This is a genomic window from Devosia salina, from assembly GCF_019504385.1.
Taxonomy (GTDB): Bacteria; Pseudomonadota; Alphaproteobacteria; order Rhizobiales; family Devosiaceae; genus Devosia; species Devosia salina.
Map to the genome: position 1 here is coordinate 2,187,279 of NZ_CP080590.1, position 18,775 is coordinate 2,206,053.

Sequence of the window (18,775 nt, forward strand, 5' to 3'; positions counted from 1 at the left end):
TCTTCAGCTCCCCTTGCCGGCATATTGTTGGTACCATTCGACAAATTTTGCCACACCCTCGTCAATCGATGTTGATGGCAAAACCCCTATGAGCGCCTTCAGCAGTCTTGCGTCCGCTTCGGTCGCCACCACATCCCCCGGCTGCATCGGCAGCATGTTGAGCACCGCCTTTGCCCCCAGGGCCCGCTCTAACGAGGCAATGAAATCCATCAGCTCCACCGGCCGACCACCGCCGATATTGAGCAGACGGAAGGGCGCGACGGCTGAGAGGCTATCGCCTTCGAGCGGTTGGCCCATCACCGGCGCCTTGCCCATAACCGCCATCATCGCCGCGACGAGGTCTTCGACATAAGTGAAATCCCGGCGCATCTGCCCATTGCCGTAGACGTCGATAGGCTCGCCTGCGGCAATGGCACGGGCGAACTTGAGCGGAGCCATGTCCGGCCGGCCGAACGGCCCGTAGACGGTAAAAAAGCGCAGGCAGGTCGAGGGGATGGACCAGAGGTGGGAATAGGAATGCACCAGGGCTTCGCCGGATTTTTTAGTGGCTGCATAGAGCGACAGCGGTGAATCAGCGCGATCTGTCTCGGCATAGGGCAGTCGTGAATTGCCGCCATAGACTGAACTGGTGGAGGCAAAAATCAGGTGCTCCGGCGGATGCTGCCGCAGCGCTTCGAGCAGATTTGCGGTGCCAACGACGTTGGATTGAATATAGCTTTGGGGGGCCTCGATGCTGTAACGCACGCCTGGTTGCGCGGCGAGATGAAAGACAGTCTCAGCCTGGGCAGCAGCGACGAAGGCGCCCAAGGCTGCCGGATCGGTGAGATCGACCCTGCCGAAGCTGAACCCCCGCATTGGCATGAGCAGGTCGAGCCGTGTCTGCTTGAGAGCTGGGTCATAATAGTTGGTCAGGGCATCGAGGCCCACTACGCTGTGGCCGGCCGCGAGCAGGGCGCGACACAGGTGAAAGCCGATGAACCCGGCGGCGCCGGTGACGAGGACGGTCATGTCATCGCCTCCACATCCGGACGTCCCACACTGGTATAGCTGAACCCGTGACGGCGCATCTCGGACGGTGGATAGACATTGCGCAGATCGACAAAGACCGGGCGCTTCATCACTGTCTTAAGACGCGCGAGATCAAGCGAGCGGAACTCGTTCCACTCGGTGATCAAGACAACCGCGTCAGCGTCAGTGGCAGCCGTGTAGGCGCTATCGGCGAACGCGACATCCTGCATCACGACGCCGGCAGCCTTCATCCCTTGGGGATCAAAGGCCACAATCCGGGCTCCCGCGTGCTGAAGGTCGGAGATGATATCGATCGAGGGCGCTTCGCGCATGTCATCGGTGTTAGGCTTGAAGGTCAAACCGAGCACCCCAACGGTGAGGCCTTCAACCGCCCCGCCGCAGGCCGCAATCACCTTCCTGGACATGTCTCGCTTGCGCGCGTCATTGACAGCAGCGGTGGTTTCCACCAATCGCATCGGACTACCGAAGTCCTGACCGATCCTGACCAGTGCAGCAGTGTCCTTGGGGAAGCATGAGCCGCCATAACCGGGCCCGGGATGCAGGAACTTGCTGCCAATTCGATTGTCGAGCCCGATCCCGCGCGCCACCTCTTGCACATTGGCTCCGCTCGCTTCGCACAGATCGGCGACCTCGTTGATGAAGGTGATCTTCATGGCGAGAAAGGCGTTGGCGGCATATTTGGTGATTTCGGCCGTCCGGCGGTCGGTGAAGACAATCGGCGCCTGATTGAGATAGAGCGGCCGATAGACTTCGCTCATGACGGCCCTTGCGCGCTCGTCGTCCATCCCCACAATGATGCGGTCGGGCCGCTTGAAATCCTCAATGGCAGCCCCTTCCCGGAGGAATTCGGGATTGGATACAACCGCCACATCGGCGCCGGGATTGATCGCGCGGACGATACGCGCCACTTCATCGCCGGTGCCCACCGGCACGGTCGACTTGGTCGCGATGACGGTGAACCCGCTGACGGCCGCCGCCACCTCGCGCGCAACTGCATAAACAAAACTCAGGTCTGCGTGACCGTCGCCGCGCCGGCTCGGGGTGCCGACGGCTATGAACACCACGTCCGCTCCCGCAACGCTTTTTGCGAGTTCGGTTGTGAATGACAAACGCCCACTGGCAACGTTAGCTTCCAGTAGCGCTTCGAGGCCGGGTTCGAAGATCGGTACTTCGCCTTTCGAAAGCGCATCAATTTTGGAGGCGTCCTGGTCAACGCAGATCACCTCGTGACCGAAATCGGCGAGGCACACGCCAGTCACCAGCCCCACATAGCCCGACCCCACAACGGCAATCTTCACTTTCCCAGATCCCTTCGCATCAATTCCCCCAGATTACGCGGACCGAACAATGCGCCCCGGCGGCAGCAAAGCACCGGCAACAGCGCAAGGCTACGGAAAGTAACGCAGATCCGGCCTGCACTTGACAGACTACGCTATTCTTCACCGCTCGGACGTCCGCGCATCCGCTTGACGGCAGACCTCACCGACTTGCCCTCAAGCCGTCTTTTCTTGGAGGCCAATGTCGGTCGGGTCGCCAGGCGCGGCTTGGGAACATGCGCTCCGGCCCGTAGCAGGGCCACCAACCGTGCCAGAGCTTCCGTGCGGTTGAGCGGCTGGTCGCGATGCGCGTTGGAGGTGATCAGGATGATCCCGTCCTTGGTGATGCGGCTGCCGGCGAGGGCCGCCACCCGCCGCTTCATCGGCTCGGGCACGTTGGGGGAGTTGCGCAGGTCAAATCGCAACTGCACCGCGCTCGAGACCTTGTTGACGTTCTGCCCGCCCGGACCGGAGGCGCGGATGAAGCTTTCCTCGATCTCGGCCGGATCGATCGAGATGGAACGGGTGATATGGATAGGCTCTGCCATGTCTCACCCGTTCCTTCATTCGATCGGCGTTACCCCGAAGGGCACGTTGCGGCTACCGCTTGGAACGCCCCGCGAACCACACTTCCTCGTCATGGATGACGCGGCCTTTTTCGGTCGTCCGGTACTTGCCGGGGCCGGCCTCCTCGATCCATTTCTTCCTCAGCATGCCGGCAAAGACCTTTTCGCCGATATCCTTGAAGTCATCCGGGCCGAGCTCATTGGCTTCGCCCAGATGATAGAGAGCCTTCATCTCGCGATTGGAGGGACGTTGCGGCATCAGGCGACCTTTGCAGCGGCGTCCTTGAGGTCCGGTGGGGTGGCTTCGGCCATCAGGGACACCAGCGCGTCCATGAACGGCTCCACCTTCTGGCCCTCGGTGCCGAGGCGTCGGACCGAGACGGTCCCCTCCTCGGCCTCGCGCTTGCCGACGACGAACATCAGCGGCACCTTTTGCACGGAGTGTTCGCGCACCTTGTAGTTGATCTTCTCGTTGCGCGTGTCGATCTCGGCCCGGATACCCGCATCGCGCAGCTGGCGCACCAGCTTTTCGGCATACTCGTCCGCTTCCGAGACAATGGTGGCAACAACGACCTGGGTCGGGGCCAGCCACATCGGCATCTTGCCGGCATAGTTCTCGATCAGGATGCCGATGAAGCGCTCGAGCGAACCCAGAATGGCGCGATGCAGCATGACCGCATATTGGCGGCTGCCGTCCTCGGCCACATAGGTGGCATCAAGACGCTCGGGCAACACATAATCGAGTTGCAGCGTCCCAACCTGCCAGGAACGGCCGATGGCGTCCTTGAGATGGAATTCGAGCTTGGGCGCGTAGAAGGCCCCCTCGCCCTCGGCAATCTCGAAATCATAGCCCGTGGCGCGCAAGGCATCACCCAGCGCCTTCTCGGCTGCGTCCCAGCGCTCGATCGTGCCACCGAACTTTTCCGGCCGCGTCGCGAGCTTGATGACGACATTGTCAAAGCCCATATGGCCATAGACCGAATAGAGCAGATGCACGAAATGCTCGGTCTCGGACTGGATCTGGTCTTCGCGGCAGAAAATATGCGCATCGTCCTGCGTCATCTGCCGCACGCGCATCAGCCCATGCAGGGCGCCATGTGCCTCATTACGGTGGCAGCAACCGAATTCTGCCATGCGCAGAGGCAGATCGCGGTAGGACTTGATGCCCTGGTTGAAGATCTGCACATGCGCCGGACAGTTCATGGGCTTGAGGGCCAGGAGGTCGCCGACCTCCTCGAACACGGGCTTGTCGTCCTCGGTATTCGGCACCTGGTCAGGCACCACGAACATGTTCTCGCGATACTTGCCCCAGTGGCCGGACTGTTCCCAGAACTTGGCATGCATCAGCTGCGGCGTCTTGACCTCGACATAGCCCGACTTGTTGAGGCGCCGGCGGATATAGGCTTCCATCTGGTTGTAGATGACGAAGCCGCGCGGATGCCAGAACACCGAGCCCTGCGCCTCTTCCTGAAGGTGGAACAGGTCGAGATCACGACCAATCTTGCGATGGTCGCGCTTTTCCGCCTCCTCCATCATCGTGAGATAGGCGTCCAGCTCTTCTTTGGTGGCAAAGGCCGTTCCGTAGATGCGCGAAAGCACCTCGCGATTGCTGTCGCCACGCCAGTAAGCGCCCGCCACCTTGGTCAGCTTGAAGGCCTGGCCGACATCCTTGACCGTGCGCATATGCGGGCCGCGACACAGGTCCTTCCACTGCCCCTGGGCATACATCTTGATCGACTGGTCGGCCGGAATGGCGTCCACCAGTTCGACCTTGAAGGCTTCGCCCCTGGTCTCGAACCAGTCCTTGGCCTGGTCGCGGCTCCAGACTTCCTTGGTGAAGGCCGCGCCGCGATCGATGATCTCGCCCATCTTCTTCTCGATGGTACGCAGCTCGTCTTCCGTGAAAGGACCAGCGGGGCGGTAGAAGTCGTAGTAGAAGCCGTTCTCGATCACCGGGCCGATCGTCACCTGCGTGTCCGGCCAGAGCTCCTGCACCGCCTCCGCCAGCACATGCGCGGCATCGTGCCGGATCAGCTCCAGCACATCCTTCGAGCCAGAGTCGCGCGTCACGAATTCGATGGCGCCATCAGCCTCCAGCGGGTCGCTGAGGTCCGACAGCACGCCATTCCAGCGCATTGCCACCGTCTTCTTGGCAAGCGATTTGGAGATACCCTCCACGATCTCGGTGCCGGTAGTGCCGCGCGAATAGTCGCGAGCAGCACCATCGGGGAACGTCACCTTGATCGACATTTTAGGTCTCCAGAAATTGGGTTCGATGCAGCGCCTTTCGCTGCAAGGCGGCCTGAATAGCATGATTGGCGGACATTTCCAGCCCGCAGCACCGAGAAGCCGGTCTAGCGCCACCGCCCATAGCGCCAGGGCGCATACCATCGCCCCTCGTCCGGAACCGTCTCCGGCACCGGATCATAGCCATGCGTGCCACCTGGCCGGCAGCGCCAGAAGCGCGCCGCGCCCATCCAGCCGCCCGGCCAGAACCCGAATTGCCAGATGGCGTCGCGGGTGAATTCCGAGCAGGTCGGCAGATGCCGGCAGGTGCGCCCGGCAAAGGCAGACAGCGTATAGCGATAGATCGTGATCAGCAGCACCGCCGCCACCTTGAACGGCAGGTCGATGACTCGCCACATCAAGTCGATGACTCTCTTCATCAGCGCGACGCTTCAACCGCCTGCGGCGACTCGAGCTTTTCCAGCGCCGCGGCGATCGCATCGAACACCAGGAGCGTGGAAACATGCCGGGCCGGATACTCCCGCACCGGTTCGAGATATTTGAGGTCGCTCCACTTGCCGGTCGGCGGCGAGCCCTCGGCCTTGAGCATGTCATGCATGGCCTGGCGCACGCTCAAGAACTCATCGACCGGTGTGCCCACCACCTCGCGCGCCACGACGGCCGCTGATGTCTGCCCGAGCGCACAGGCGGAAATCTCGTGGCCATAGCCGGCAATCACGCCGTCACGAACCACGACATCCACCTCGATTACCGAACCACAGACCCGGCTGACCTTCCTGGCGCTCGCGTCGGGTGCGCCGAGCCGGCCCGGCTGGCGGGCGTTTCCTGCCAGATCAAGGATCTTTTCGGAATAGAGATCGCTTAGCTCCATCGGCCTGACAATTCTGTTTCTTGTTCCGGTCTCGTTCCGCTTCTATATAGGTGGTCTCCATCCGACTGTCAGGGGTTTGTGCTCCTGTCGAAATCTGACGCGTCGTTCGTCGCGTAGTGAGCAACGGTCGTAACGCAAGGAGCCGGACCCCATGGACGCACGACTTAAGCCACTGACGGCCACGCCCGTCGCCAGCGCACCCGTTAACCGCCCCACCAGGGAACAAGCCGAGGCCGCAGTGCGAACGCTGATCGCCTGGGCCGGCGACGATCCCGGCCGTGAAGGCTTGCTCGAGACACCCGCGCGGGTGGCCAAGGCCTATGGCGAACTGTTTGCCGGCTATGACCAGGACGCCGGCGAAGTCCTGTCCAAGACCTTCAAGGAGGTCGGCGGCTACGACGATTTGGTGTTGGTCCGGGACATCCCCTTCTATGCCCATTGCGAGCATCACATGGTGCCCTTCTTCGGCAAGGCGCACATAGCCTATCTGCCCCATGATGGGGTTGTGGGGCTCTCCAAGCTCTCGCGGCTCGTCGATGTCTATGCCAGGCGCCTGCAGACGCAGGAGACCATGACGGCGCAGATCATCGACGCCATCAACGAGAATCTCGGGCCCCGCGGCGCGGCCGTGATGCTCGAAGCCGAACACATGTGCATGACCATGCGCGGCGTCAAAGCCCATGACGTCAAAACCATCACCCACCGCTTCACTGGGGTCTTCGCCGAGGACCGGGTCGAGCAGGACCGGTTCTTTGCCATGGTTCGCGGCCGCTGAGGCGCGACGACAAGCACGATCAAATGCACCTGCCGCCGATATGGCATAGACTACCCGTCTCAAACGGGTCTGTGCCATGTCGGTTGTTTCCAAAATGCTCTGGGTCCTCGAAAGCCGCTCTCGCGAGCCGCTGGGCCTCGACGAATTGGCGGCGGTGACCGGGCGGTCCAGAAGCTATCTCTCGCGCATCTTCCCCCTGGTGACCGGATATTCTGTCACGGCCTATCTCCGGGCACGGCGCCTGAGCGACGCGGCCCGGCAACTGGCCGATGGTGCGCCTGACATCCTGTCGGTCGCACTCGAAGCCGGGTACGGCTCGCATGAGGCATTCACCCGCGCTTTCCGCGATCAATTCGGCATGACGCCGCAAACGATCCGCCGGCAGCGCAATCTCAATGGGATCACCCTCGTGGAGCCTCTCAGAATGGATATTGCAGCCCCCGTCTCGATCGAGCCGCCCCGGTTCGAAAATCGCCCGGCCATGGTCTTCGCCGGCCTTGCCCAGCGCCACCAGATGAGCAACCCGGCCGGTCTGCCCGGCCAGTGGCAGCGCTTCCAGCCCTATATCGGCAATATTGACGGCGCCATTGCCGGCGCGGCCTATGGCCTGGTTGGCGAGATTGCCGAGAATGCGTTCGAATATGTGGTTGCCGTGGAAATGCGTGTAGGCGCCGAAGTGCCAGCCGAACTAGGACGTGTTTCGGTACCGGCGCTGAAATGGGCGCGCTTCACCCATGGTGGCGACCTGTCCACCATCCGCCAGACCATTGGCGCCGCCGAACAGTGGCTCAGCGCGAACGGCCATGAGGCCAGTCAGGCCAGTTACAGCTTCCTCGAATATTACGGCCCCGGTTTCGACGCGCGCAGCGGCAGCGGTGATATCGAGATCTGGTTCGGGCTCGATCGCTGAAGCACTGGCAATATGGCCTGATGCGCGCTAGAGCCCTTGCCACTGCACGAGCAATGGCGCGCATCATGACCGTTTCCTTCACCGACCCCCAATCGCTCGACCACGACGCCCTCGAAGAGGGCGCCGTCTTCGCCCCGCGCTTTGATGCGCACGGCCTGCTGACTGTGGTCACCACGGAAGTGGATACCAACGACGTGCTCATGGTCGCGCATATGAATGCCGAGGCGCTCTCGCTGACCCTCGATACCGGGATCGCCCATTATTGGTCACGCTCTCGCAAATCCATCTGGAAGAAGGGCGAAACCTCCGGCGAATTGCAGGAAGTGGTCGAGCTGCGCACCGATTGTGACCAGGACTGCCTGGTCATGGTAGTGCGCCAGACAGGTCGCGGCGCCGCCTGCCACACCGGCCGCAAGAGCTGCTTCTACCGCCGGGTCATGTTGGTTGAGGGTGAGGCGCAGTTGCAGGACACAGGCCTGCCGCGCCTGTTCGATCCCAAGGCGGTATATGGCAGCTAGGGCCCTTCACTATTGGCCAGATTGCCGGTTCCTTCGCGTCCCTCCCCCTTGAGGGGAGGGATCAAGGGAGGGGGGCCATTGGTAGCCCACATACCCCCATCCCTGCCAGCCATTCGAGCGTCGCTCTATGGCCTTCTCGACTGGCCCGGCTCCGCCGGCGCCGCGCCTTCGCTACGCGAACCGTCTGCAAAGCCCCTCGGGGGGAAAGGGGCGAAAGCACCGCGTCAGCCTGAACGCGAAACGCTCCGACAAAACAAAGAGATAGAACGCGTTTCTGATTCTATCAGAGCGGCGTTCTAGACCTTCCGCTCGAAAAGCCCCACCAGCAGGAAGCCTGTCGCAAAGCCCCCCAGATGCGCCTGCCAGGCAATGCTCAGAGACGTTCCGGTCAGCAGCGGCACCAGCGGCACAGCGGCATTCAAGACCAGCCAGATCAGCGTGAAGAAGCGCGAGCGCGGATTGGCAAACACCTCGCGCATGCCTGCCAGACGCCGCCCCAGCACGACCCGTTCACCGGTTTCCGGATGCCGCGCCCAGAGCACGGGCTGGAACATGAATCGGATGGCGGCCCCGGTCAGGCCGGCAACGCCACCGGACGCGCCGATGAGATAGACCTGGCTATAGAGCGTGGTGGCGGCAAACAGGGCCGCTCCACCCGCCGCCGACAGCAGGAACAGCGCCAGCATGGCCCCTGCTCCATAGCGTCGCGCGACCGGGGTCGCGAAAATCACCAGCCACGCCAGGTTGATCAGCAAGTGATCCCACCCCGCATGCAGGAAGGCGTGTGAAAATGGTGTCCATAGAAGCGGGATGGCAATGCTTGCATCCATGCTCGCCACGACGATCCGATAGGGCTGGAAAGCGAACCAGAACAGCATCTGCATCTGCCCGTCCTGATTAAGAATCAGGGTTGATGCGAGGTGAACGGCGAGGAGCACACCCGCCAGAATGGTTACTCCTGCAGGCAGCAGGAACACAGGCTCGCGCTCACGAGGCGTAGGATTTTCGGGCGTCTGGCCTTCTTCACTCATGCGCTATGTCCTGAAACCGCGGCCCGGAGCCGGGTTGCACCAGCTTTTCCACATTTGGCCGCACACGTTAACCTTAACTATTCTTTAAGCGCGCCTTCCGGGCCGCATTTTGCAATTGTCGAAAGGCGCGGCGGACCTCTTCGACAGGACGCCATATCGACTCCAGATGCGGACCCGAACGATGCAGATGCCGAGCACGAAGACCCTCTATACCTACTGGAACACGATTCGTGGCTCCCGCAGCGCGCCTGACCGCCGCGACATCGACCCGACGCGCATCCGTGAGGCCCTTGCCAACACCTTCATTCTCGAGCTCGATGGTCAGGACAAGTTCTCTTTCCGTCTTGCCGGCTCGCATCTGTGCACCAGCTATTGCCGCGAACTGAAGGGCCGCTCCTTCTCTGCCCTTTGGCACGATCGCGACAGCGACGCCATGGATACCCTGCTTCGCGCAGTCACCGAGGACCATGCCGTCGCGCTGGTGACCTTCCAGGGCACCACAGCGCTCCAGACCAAGGTGACCTTCGAAACCATTCTGATGCCCTTGCGCCACAATGGCTCGACCCACACGCGCATCCTGGGCGCCATGTCGGCCCTCGAAGAGCCCTACTGGCTGGGCGTCCAGCCGGTGCTCGAGCAGCGCATTACGGGTCTCCGGTTGATCTGGCCGGACGAAATCGCGGCTGAAGATACCGCCCGTGAAGTCCTCGCCAGCGTCGTCAATGACGTCGATTTTTCCCAGACTGGCCCCCGTCCCGGCCAGCCGACGACCGTCTATGGCCGAACCGCCCGCCGCTATGCGCACCTTGCGGTCATCGATGGTGGCCGTAACTGAAAACCGGCGGCATTTGAGACGTCTCGGCGCCTTCGGCCTCATCAAGCGTTAACCAAAACCCGCTAACGTTGCTGTGGATTTCCCCAGTGCGTGGAACAGGTTGACGCATGCTGAGTGACGACATTTCCGCGCCTCCAAATGCCCTCAACCTGCAAAACAGTGCGGTGGACCGGCGTTTTCAACGCGTCAGCGTGTCGATTCTCGGTCGCTACATGCTGGCGGACCGGCGGGAATTTCCCTGTCAGGTCCTGTCCATGTCGCCCGGCGACGCCGTGGTGATCGCGCCCGTACCCGGAATTGTCGGCGAACGCATCATCGCCTATCTCGATCATATGGGGCGTATCGAGGGAACCATCCTGTCCCAGGTCGATGGCGGTTTCGTCATGGACATCGCCGCCTCGCCGCGCAAGCGCGACAAGATGGCCGCCCAGCTCACCTGGCTTGCCAACAAGGATATTCTGAACCTTCCCGAAGACCGGCGTCACGAACGCGTGGTGCCCGATATCCGGCACTCGACCGTGGTTCTCGATGATGGCCGCCGCTACAATTGCAAGATCATCGATATCTCGCTCTCAGGCGCTGCGGTCGAACTCGACGTACGTCCCGCCATGGGCACGCCGATCACCCTGGGTCGCATGCGGGCCCGTGTCGTCCGCCATTTCCAGAACGGGGTAGCCGTCGAATTCGCTGCCGCCCAGGAGATGCTGACCGTCGTTCAGCAGAACCTGCGGATGAACTAGGCTCAGGATCAGTTCGGTTCGACTTGTCGCTCCGATAATGAGACGGTGATCGCGCGCCGTTCGTCGAGGCAGGCGCCGGATAACACGGACACGCTGCATTTTCCGGGTCTTGCGCGGCACTCCGCGGGGGAATGACCATCGGCTTGTGAGGGGGATCGTTAGGTGATCCGCAACGTCCTCCCGGTGGAAGGTCGCGCCGGCGGTTCGAGGAACACCCTCTGCCCAGACCGACGCCGCATCCTTTTCCGTTGCGACCCATGTGCCCACACGTACCTCCGCATCGCGGCGAACGCCAGATTCTGGCTCTGACTACGCGGCAGCAGAGGCCCACGCCTCCCTCAGCCACTCCCGAACCTGGTCGTCAACCTCTGTTGCGTCATTGATCTCCAGGTGATGGGTAAAGCGTCCCGGCTTGAGTTCGTACACTTCTTTGCAGCGCGGCGGGTGGGATTCTCTGAGGTATTGGTTCGGCCGCCAGACAGCGGCAAACGAGCGCTTCCGGTAAAACCCAATCTGGCTCGTGGACACACGCCGATCCGCCTCGCCAATTGCTGTCACCGCAGATTCGATTGCAGAGAGTATCGAGCGGATGTTCAGATCGGGCCCCAGGTAGTCGCTCTCATTCACGCCGGCCAAACTCCCGCCCGGTCCCGTGCGCCAAACAACCTTGCTGGCAATCTCTGGCTGACGACATTGCCAGCAAGGGCGAACGTGCCTTAGCTGCAACGCCATCGTCATCTTCTGTGGAACTTGGGCTCAGGCACCCTGAAGCCCCCGTCGCCTGGCGGCCTTCTCACCCGATTCACATGGTGAATCTTTTCCTGCAACACTCGATAAAACACGCATAAAAACTGCATGGCAGTTTTCGGAACGGGGCAATTGGCGCCCCCTAGTGTGGTCTTCATCAGGGAGACTACACAATGGCAATCACCAAAAAGAGGCTGTACGCAGGGCTAATATCCGCCCTCCTCGCCCTTGCCCCCGCCGCCCCCGCCGTGGCGCTAGACTTGAGCAATGTCGCTTTCGTTCAAACCGCAGCGGAAACAACATCGATCCCGGTGGGACATCTCGAATTCTGCAACAGCCACCCAGCCGAATGCCGCGCCAATGACCGCGTGGTGCCCGCGACGGTTTTGACCGACGCCAACTGGCAGCAATTGGTCTCTGTCAACGCCTTCTACAATCAGAACGTGGTGCCGGTCACGGACCAGGATCTCTATCGCGTCGCCGAGTTCTGGACCTATCCCAATGGCTATGGCGACTGCGAGGACTTTGCCCTCGCCAAGCGACGCGATCTCATCAATTCCGGCTGGCATCCCTCGACGCTGATGATCGCAGTGGTCAAGGAAGCCAATGGCAATGGCCACGCCGTGCTCCTGGCCCGCACCGATCGCGGCGACCTCGTGCTGGACAACCAGGACGGCGCCATCCGCCTCTGGAGCGAAACGCCCTACAAGTTCATCAAGCGCCAGTCCCAGGCCAATGCCGGCCAGTGGGTCGATATGATCGACGACCGCGTCCTGGTGGTCGCTGCGGCCAACTGAAAAGTTTCCGGACCCCGCCCAAATCCTATCCCTGATAGGGGTCTGAAGAGAAAGGCCGGCCCGCGCGAGCGGAGCCGGCCTTTCTATGTTCCGATGTCCGGAGCACGTCAGTATCGCAAGGCGACATAGGCGCTGAGGAACAGCAGGCCGGTGATAAAGGCCCAGCCGAAAGAGACCAGTGCGGCGAGCAGAACCGAAGTCATCGAGATGGTGCCGTCTTCCTCATGGCTCCAGCCGACCTGGAGCAGGATATAGGGGCCGCACACAAAGCTCATCGCCAGATTGCCCAGCGAGGCCAGGTAGGTCGAGCCATCCATGCGCAGCATCGCCTGCTGCCTGGTGACCCATTGGTAGAGATGCGTGCCCGCGCCGGCCACGCACAAACCCACACCCATGATGAATGCCGCCAGCAGAAGTTCCCTCGTCATCCTTCGCCGTCCTCATGTCGCAGCCAGGGCCGCTCAAATGTTTACTCTTTGTTAAGCATATTGATCGCCCTAATGGCTGTCACCCCGTTGCGAGAGAACTGGTTAATTTCGACATGTCGGTTTCCCAAGCACCAGTGCAGGACGCAGCGGGCGGCAGGGGGCATCTGGCCTACAACCTTGCAGCCATTGCAGTTTTGGTGCTGCTGGCGGCGGTTGGCATTGCGTATGCCATTGATCAGGCCGGCCGAAAAACGACACCCGCCCTGCCCCGGCTCACCGACGGCGATACGGTGGCCCAAACGGTTGCGGGCCAGGAACTCAATATTCCGGCCACCTGGTTTCGGTTTGGAGAAGATCACAAGCCCGGCTTTGCCAGCCGGGTGGACCTGTCGTTCCAACTGGCGCTGGAACCCGGGCACCCGCCGGTCAGGGTCGACGCGACCTTGCTGCCTCGGAGCGGCGCCCGATCAAGCGGCGCCCTACTCGATGCGGTCTACCTGCACCAGTTCGCCGACGCGACAATCGGTGGAACACCGGGACTGGTCGGCAAACCGCTACGCGCGATCGACGGCTATGCGGGAGAAACGGTTTGGTATGACCCGCTTTCACCCAGTCCATTCGTGGCCAAGTGCGCGGCAGCACCTGAACGCTCGCGCGCGGACCGATGCCTCAGGACCATCCACCTGCCCAACGGGCTGGCCGCTGTCCTCAGTTTTGATGCCGAAGCGCTCAAAGGCTGGAAGCGCTTCGACGACGAACTGGCCCTTTGGCTGGGCCAGATCGGCGCGCTCTGATCGATCAGTCGATGTCGTCGAGGTCGATGTCCAGGATCGACATCGAGAACATGTATGACTTGTCGCCGTCCTCGTCGTCGAGGTGAATAAGGCCGATCGACTCTTCGCCGATAAACACTTCCACCGAGTCATTGAGCTTGGCGCGCGGGCGCACATCGATATTGCGATTGTTGAAGGTGCGTTGCAGGAACTTCTGCAGCTTTATGATTTCGGGGTGGTTCACGGGAAAACGTCCTGCTGGTTGCGTTGCTCGGGAAAATAGTGCGTCACCCGGCGCTGGCAACCCCTGCGCCAGGCAATTTAGCGGGAACAATCGCGGCGGGGGCCTTGCCTAGAGACGACAACCTGCCCCCACGCTGACATCTCACCTACTCCACCGGATAGTCCGACGGCTCTCCCAGGGCATAAAACCTTGAGAGGGTACGGGCCCATTTGAGATGGGTGGCGTCGAGCCCGATGAGGTAGGAGGTCTGCACGTGGGGCCGGTCTCCGAGGCGCGGATGGCCGATGACGGTGCCGACAAGGACCGTGGCGCGGGGGGCTACCTGGACAAAGCGCCAGTCATGCAGGCGCGGCGCCATTTCGAGAATGTCGGGCCCGGGGCGCCAGCCGGCGCGCAGGCGATAGAGCGTCTTGCGGGCCGCCGCGATCTTGCGGCGCATATGCTCGCTCAGCTTGTCGTCATCGACGTCGATCAGGCGGTCGAGATCCATCAGGCCGATGCTGCCGCTCCGGTTGGAAAGGCCGATATCGAAGGGCGGAAGAATGATCATGGGTTCGGGTCCTATCAGGGAGTGGAGGGATCGGTGGGTTCGTTGGGCTCGGCCGGATCGGAGGGGGCGAGACCGTGCGGCTCAAGCAGCGCCGTGAGTTCCAAGCCGGTGAGCACGGAGCGGTTGAGGAGTGCCTCGGCCACGGTCTCGATTGCCGGGCGCAGCGGGGTGAGGATGGCGATGGTGTCGTCGAGCAGACGACCCAACCGCTCCTCGACGAGGCGCCGGCGATCCTTGAACTCGGCCCCCTGCCCGGCCCATTGGCGGGTGGGGCCATGAAGGAACAGCTCGAAGCAGGCGTCGTGGATGAGCTCGGCGGCACGGGCGATGTCCGAGCGGGCGCCGGTATTGGCCCCGAGCCCGGCCAGCATGTCGGCGGCGCGACCAGCCAGGAGGATGCGCACATTGTCCTCGATAACCCCGGCGGTGATGATGCCGGCGGACGGCTCGGCAATATCGGTCTCACCCTCATGCCCGGCCCCCGGCAGGATGGAGACCGAGTGGACCGGACGCCCCAGAAAGAGGGCCATGACGGCATGACCGGCCTCGTGCAGCGCCACCGCGCGACGCAGTTCGGGTGAACGGGTGTCCGGCGGCACGAGGACCGCAAGGAGATGTTCGATTGCGAGCGGCATTGCCTTTTCGGCCGCCCTGGCCGTCGCCAGCACTGCCAGCTGCTTGAGCTCGGCCTGGGTCTGAGTACCAAGGTAGGGCAGCAGCGCCGCGAGATCGGCCTTCTGGAGTGCTTCGGACAGATGCAGCTTGAGCATGGAAAGGCGCTGGCCGGCCGAACCGGGCGGCGGCAGGGTCAGGTGCTGCCCCAGCCGTCCGGCGCGGATTAGGGCCGGATCGAGCCGCTGGACGTGATTGGTGATGCCGATCAGCAGCACCGGTGTTCCGGAGGCCACCATCTGGTCAATGCCGGTGAGCAGGCTATTGGTGAGGCTGACCCACCAGGGGTCATAGTCGCCACGCAGATCCTGCCGGTTGGGCACGGAATCGAGTTCATCGATCACGCCGATGGCCGGGGCCAGCCGGCTGAGCTCGGCAAAGAAGGCCACCTGGGCGGAGAGGACGTCGGAAAGATGCCCCTTGCCCGACTGCAGCCAGCTGGCGGCATTGGTCATCACCAGAGGCAGGCCGGCGGTCGCGGCGAGTGAATGGGCAAGCAGCGTTTTGCCGGTGCCGGGCGGGCCTTCGAGCAGGGTGTGTTCAAGACCAGCGGTATTGCCCTGCGGCAGGTCGGTCACCACCCGCCGCGCCCAGTCCGCCACCTTGTCGGGCAGGCACAGCGCGTCAATGTGTGGAGCGTCCGGCACGTTCTGCGCCCCGCCCTGCTTTGCAGCGATGGCGGCAAGGCGTTTGGCCATGGTCCCGGCACTGGTCGCCGGGCGCAAGGCCGCCAGCAACTGCCCTGCATCGAGCCCTGCAAGATGCTCGGCCTTGAGGGCACGCGGCATGCAGGTGGTGAGATCGATGATGCAGTCCCGCACCATTGCGTAATCGGGCCTTGCCAGCACCAGGGCGTAGTCGGCCGTATCGAGCAGCAGGGCTGGGAGCAGCCCCTCGGGATCCTGGGAGACGCCGATCACCGATCGGGAGTGGAGGAAGGGCATCAGTGACTGGCTGCTCCAGCCGGCAAGACCGCGGCTTGACGGCTCATGGCGCGCCACCACCAGGGCGTGGGGATAGACCTCGCGCAGATGCTCTTCGAGAAAGTCGACCCAGTCCGGCCCGGGCGCTTCGAGAATGACCACGGTCGGCCGGTTGGCTTTGAGAGCCGCAACCAGGCTCCCGGGCAGCGCGGCCTTGAGCATGGCGGTGCAGAAGCGGTCCGCAATGGCCCGGATCTGGATCTCGGGATCGGGCAGCAGCGGCGATTGGGGGTCGGGTACTTTCGTGGGTTTGGGCATGGCTGTCCTGGGCGCCCGCGCGGATGCGGTGGCGCTGCACGTGAGAATGGGAAAAAGGGAAGAGGGGCCGCGCGGTCCCGCGGGCCGGGACCGGGTCCGGCCTAGGGCTGGCGCGGCAAGGGACCGGGCACGCCGTTCCTGACCATGCAGAGGCGGCGCCAGCCGGTGGGACCAAAGCCTTTGCTGCCGGCCACAAAGAGTGCGGCGCCACTGGCAGAGGCAAAATGCAGATGCCGGCGGGTCACCAGGAGCCGCGGGTCGTCCACATGCGCCTCAATGCAGCCCGAATAGAGGAGGCTTTCGTGCCGCACCCGCAGCAGCTGGCCGGCCGAGGGCACCGGCGCGCCCCAGATCTCGCTGCCCGCCAGCAGCATCCAATCGCCCTCTGCCGTCTCGACGGCCTGGGCCGCGATGCCCTTGCCGACAAACTCGTGCAGCACGCCTTCATAGAGGCCGGGCAGATCGTCGCCCAGAATGTCGCTATTGCCGGTGGCGCCGACGAGGAGCGCAGCATCGGAAATGGTGGTCAGGGCATGGCCGCTGGCGGCGATGATCTGCAGCGCCCGGCCGCAGAACATGCGCAACTGCGAATAACGGTCAGCCACCGGCGCCCCCAGCGGGATCTGTCCCAGGGTGACATAGCCACAGACTTCGCTCAGGCTTTCCCAGACGATGCGTTCGGCGGCGCGGGCCTCATCGAGCGTCCAGCGGTCCTGGGCCTCGGTGATGACAAACACCTGCTCGAGCGGACCATGCCAGGTGAGATGCGGGCTTTCCCCGGCCCGGGCGGAATAGTCGCCGCTGACCCCGACATAGGCATGGATGCCATCGGCATAGAGCGCCACATAGACGGCGGGGCCGGTGACGCGCAGGCGGCTGAGATCGGCGCGGCGGTTGCCGGGCACATGCAGCACCGTGGGCACCAGCGGATGATCGTCATCGCCGAACTGGCTGACGGCGGAAAAGACGGAATGGGTGGACAGAAAAGACAATGAACTTCTCCCGCGCAAAGCCCAAGGGGCTGCGCCTGATCGAATGAACCAAGAGGGTGTGAGGACGCGCAGCGCCGGCTAGGGGCGCCGCATCAGCGCCAGGGGCGCCGTCTCGATCTCGATCGGGTGGGGAAAAGCGCTTGCCGGGAAGCGGCAGCGATTGTGCGGGACGCGCGTCCCGCTAGGATTGGCCTCAGCCATGTTACACCTGTGTACTCAGGTTGATGTGGTCAGGCCGTCGGTCCGCGCCAACGGATCGGCGGCCGCTTTTGTTACGAAGCGGCCCGGCCAGTCCGAATCGTTCATCGATCCGGTATCGGTCACCTTGACCAAGGTTCCGCTTCCGTTCCAGAACTCCTCGATCGCATGGTTAATGTCTCTCGATCGCGAGCCATTCCTCTTATGACGCCGGGGTGGCGAATGCGTCTGGCGACCATCGCCACAGAAACGATGTTCCCGAAAATTGCAGCATCTCCTGCCAACGGCGATTAACCACAAATCCAGATCCCCATTCCGGACATTGAGCTTAAATATTTCCCAGCGGACAATTCTCTTGTCATCAACATGAGATTCGCGAAATTGACGGACCAGATATACAACTTCTCCGACCTTACCCCTGTTGAGCTCGAACTTCTTGCGAAGTTGATGCGTGCGCACAGGATCCAGCCGCCCGCATCCGCCCAGCGCATCAAGTGGGGGCTTCTTTGGCTCAGCGGCGCAGTAATCGATTACGCTGATCGACTCGATCCTACGCCGGACGCCCCCGAAACCAACTATCCGTGGCCATACCGGCCGATCTACGACGCCTGCACAAGCCTGTTCAATAAGATCGACACTTACGACCCGCATCACATTGAGGTGCTGACCGCGGCAATCGCGTATCTTCTCTGGGCCGAAGTCAACCGTCCGGAGGAGGTCACTTTCATTCACGAGCATCTGGGCTCGCCGTTCATCCTGGGACCCGGCGAAACAATTGAAGACTTGCTCTCCCGCCCGGCGCCCGTGTTTGACCTCAAGCGCTACAACGACTTCGTCCCCACGCGAGAGGACCAGGAAGCGATCCCGCTCTACCGGGACGCATTCGCTCGGGCCCTTTCGGCCGTGGGCTAGCGGCACGCTGACGATTGTCCGCGGTTGAATGACCTTCACTTGCATAATAATGCGGCCCGGAACCGGGCGTTACCCAAGGCTGAAGAGATCTGACCGTTCAGTCGTTTGACCTGCCGGGGCCCGTAACTGCCTCGGTCTTGGGTCGTCTCACAAAACCCCGTCGCAGATGCGGCGGGGTTTTCGTTTGAAGGTGTGGCTGAACGCTCTTTGTTGTTAGTGGCGAGGCCATACCCCATGGAAACGCTTCTCGGGCCCGGTCAGGCTGGCCTGTTTGCCACCCGGCATGCCACGGCACGGCTCCCGTTCTGCCAGACTAACCGGCACGGCTGCGGCTCTGAGGGTCTCGCGCCGACCGGTTTGGCCCCCAAAGTTACGGGTTCAGG

General features: G+C 62.7%; 22 protein-coding genes. 8 read left to right on the forward strand and 14 right to left on the reverse strand.

The window, feature by feature from the left end:
• Nucleotides 1-3: 3 nt before the first annotated feature.
• From K1X15_RS10540 to K1X15_RS10570, 7 genes are all read right to left on the reverse strand, one after another.
• Entirely contained in the window at nt 4-1,008 is a 1,005-nt protein-coding gene (locus K1X15_RS10540; protein WP_220303571.1) for an NAD-dependent epimerase/dehydratase family protein, read from the reverse strand.
• Nucleotides 1,005-2,327 (reverse strand): UDP-glucose dehydrogenase family protein, encoded by a 1,323-nt coding sequence (locus K1X15_RS10545; RefSeq protein WP_220303572.1) that lies wholly within the window; start codon nt 2,325-2,327, stop codon nt 1,005-1,007. The genes K1X15_RS10540 and K1X15_RS10545 overlap by 4 nt, the downstream gene beginning before the upstream one ends.
• A gap of 134 nt (nt 2,328-2,461) precedes the next feature.
• Nucleotides 2,462-2,893: an alternative ribosome rescue aminoacyl-tRNA hydrolase ArfB gene (arfB, locus tag K1X15_RS10550; RefSeq protein ID WP_220303573.1), complete on the reverse strand. Its 432-nt coding sequence runs from the start codon at nt 2,891-2,893 to the stop codon at nt 2,462-2,464.
• Between the two features lie 52 nt (nt 2,894-2,945).
• A complete protein-coding gene (locus K1X15_RS10555; protein ID WP_220303574.1) occupies nt 2,946-3,170 on the reverse strand; it encodes a hypothetical protein in 225 nt (74 codons plus the stop codon).
• The gene (thrS, locus tag K1X15_RS10560; RefSeq protein ID WP_240549459.1) at nt 3,170-5,161 is read right to left on the reverse strand and encodes a threonine--tRNA ligase; all 1,992 of its coding nucleotides are present in this window, start codon (nt 5,159-5,161) and stop codon (nt 3,170-3,172) included. The genes K1X15_RS10555 and thrS overlap by 1 nt, the downstream gene beginning before the upstream one ends.
• Before the next feature lie 104 nt (nt 5,162-5,265).
• Nucleotides 5,266-5,577, reverse strand: coding sequence for a membrane protein insertion efficiency factor YidD (gene yidD, locus K1X15_RS10565; RefSeq protein WP_220303576.1), 312 nt, complete (start codon nt 5,575-5,577; stop codon nt 5,266-5,268).
• Nucleotides 5,577-6,029, reverse strand: a complete 453-nt coding sequence (locus K1X15_RS10570; RefSeq protein ID WP_220303577.1) for an iron-sulfur cluster assembly scaffold protein — start codon at nt 6,027-6,029, stop codon at nt 5,577-5,579. Before K1X15_RS10570 ends, yidD begins: the two co-directional genes overlap by 1 nt.
• A gap of 151 nt (nt 6,030-6,180) precedes the next feature.
• On the opposite strand from K1X15_RS10570, the gene folE reads away from it, so the two are divergent.
• The 3 genes from folE to hisI all read left to right on the forward strand — a co-directional run bounded on the left by folE (nt 6,181) and on the right by hisI (nt 8,232).
• On the forward strand, nt 6,181-6,804 hold the full coding sequence (gene folE, locus K1X15_RS10575) for a GTP cyclohydrolase I FolE (protein ID WP_220303578.1): 624 nt from the start codon (nt 6,181-6,183) through the stop codon (nt 6,802-6,804).
• A 76-nt stretch (nt 6,805-6,880) separates the two neighbouring features.
• Nucleotides 6,881-7,714 carry a helix-turn-helix domain-containing protein gene (locus K1X15_RS10580; protein WP_220303579.1) on the forward strand — a complete coding sequence of 278 codons (834 nt, stop codon included), beginning with the start codon at nt 6,881-6,883 and terminating at the stop codon, nt 7,712-7,714.
• A gap of 65 nt (nt 7,715-7,779) precedes the next feature.
• Nucleotides 7,780-8,232 (forward strand): phosphoribosyl-AMP cyclohydrolase, encoded by a 453-nt coding sequence (gene hisI / locus K1X15_RS10585; RefSeq protein WP_220303580.1) that lies wholly within the window; start codon nt 7,780-7,782, stop codon nt 8,230-8,232.
• A gap of 296 nt (nt 8,233-8,528) precedes the next feature.
• Here the strand turns inward: hisI and K1X15_RS10590 are convergent, their stop codons facing one another.
• Nucleotides 8,529-9,263, reverse strand: coding sequence for a rhomboid family intramembrane serine protease (locus K1X15_RS10590; RefSeq protein ID WP_220303581.1), 735 nt, complete (start codon nt 9,261-9,263; stop codon nt 8,529-8,531).
• Nucleotides 9,264-9,450: 187 nt separating this feature from the next.
• Between K1X15_RS10590 and K1X15_RS10595 the strand changes: the two genes are divergently transcribed.
• Both K1X15_RS10595 and K1X15_RS10600 read left to right on the forward strand, forming a co-directional pair.
• Nucleotides 9,451-10,098, forward strand: a complete 648-nt coding sequence (locus tag K1X15_RS10595) for a PAS domain-containing protein (RefSeq protein WP_220303582.1) — start codon at nt 9,451-9,453, stop codon at nt 10,096-10,098.
• A 107-nt stretch (nt 10,099-10,205) separates the two neighbouring features.
• Entirely contained in the window at nt 10,206-10,838 is a 633-nt protein-coding gene (locus tag K1X15_RS10600) for a PilZ domain-containing protein (protein WP_220303583.1), read from the forward strand.
• A 309-nt stretch (nt 10,839-11,147) separates the two neighbouring features.
• Here the strand turns inward: K1X15_RS10600 and K1X15_RS10605 are convergent, their stop codons facing one another.
• Nucleotides 11,148-11,465, reverse strand: a complete 318-nt coding sequence (locus K1X15_RS10605; protein WP_220303584.1) for a DUF5655 domain-containing protein — start codon at nt 11,463-11,465, stop codon at nt 11,148-11,150.
• A 293-nt stretch (nt 11,466-11,758) separates the two neighbouring features.
• Between K1X15_RS10605 and K1X15_RS10610 the strand changes: the two genes are divergently transcribed.
• Nucleotides 11,759-12,382, forward strand: coding sequence for a transglutaminase-like cysteine peptidase (locus K1X15_RS10610; protein WP_220303585.1), 624 nt, complete (start codon nt 11,759-11,761; stop codon nt 12,380-12,382).
• A 107-nt stretch (nt 12,383-12,489) separates the two neighbouring features.
• On the opposite strand, the gene K1X15_RS10615 is transcribed toward K1X15_RS10610, so the two are convergent.
• Entirely contained in the window at nt 12,490-12,810 is a 321-nt protein-coding gene (locus K1X15_RS10615) for a DUF6949 family protein (protein ID WP_220303586.1), read from the reverse strand.
• Between the two features lie 113 nt (nt 12,811-12,923).
• Here K1X15_RS10615 and K1X15_RS10620 point away from each other — a divergent pair, with 113 nt between their 5' ends.
• Nucleotides 12,924-13,604, forward strand: a complete 681-nt coding sequence (locus K1X15_RS10620; protein WP_220303587.1) for a hypothetical protein — start codon at nt 12,924-12,926, stop codon at nt 13,602-13,604.
• Nucleotides 13,605-13,608: 4 nt separating this feature from the next.
• On the opposite strand, the gene K1X15_RS10625 is transcribed toward K1X15_RS10620, so the two are convergent.
• The 4 genes from K1X15_RS10625 to K1X15_RS10640 form a co-directional block, all read right to left on the reverse strand.
• Complete coding sequence (locus K1X15_RS10625) at nt 13,609-13,827, reverse strand: DUF3126 family protein (RefSeq protein WP_220303588.1); 219 nt, start codon at nt 13,825-13,827, stop codon at nt 13,609-13,611.
• Between the two features lie 145 nt (nt 13,828-13,972).
• A complete protein-coding gene (locus K1X15_RS10630) occupies nt 13,973-14,377 on the reverse strand; it encodes a DUF6634 family protein (protein WP_220303589.1) in 405 nt (134 codons plus the stop codon).
• A gap of 14 nt (nt 14,378-14,391) precedes the next feature.
• Complete coding sequence (locus K1X15_RS10635) at nt 14,392-16,290, reverse strand: AAA family ATPase (RefSeq protein ID WP_220303590.1); 1,899 nt, start codon at nt 16,288-16,290, stop codon at nt 14,392-14,394.
• Between the two features lie 101 nt (nt 16,291-16,391).
• The gene (locus K1X15_RS10640; protein ID WP_220303591.1) at nt 16,392-17,282 is read right to left on the reverse strand and encodes a DUF4357 domain-containing protein; all 891 of its coding nucleotides are present in this window, start codon (nt 17,280-17,282) and stop codon (nt 16,392-16,394) included.
• A 579-nt stretch (nt 17,283-17,861) separates the two neighbouring features.
• On the opposite strand from K1X15_RS10640, the gene K1X15_RS10645 reads away from it, so the two are divergent.
• Nucleotides 17,862-18,392, forward strand: a complete 531-nt coding sequence (locus tag K1X15_RS10645) for a hypothetical protein (RefSeq protein WP_220303592.1) — start codon at nt 17,862-17,864, stop codon at nt 18,390-18,392.
• Nucleotides 18,393-18,775 lie beyond the last annotated feature (383 nt).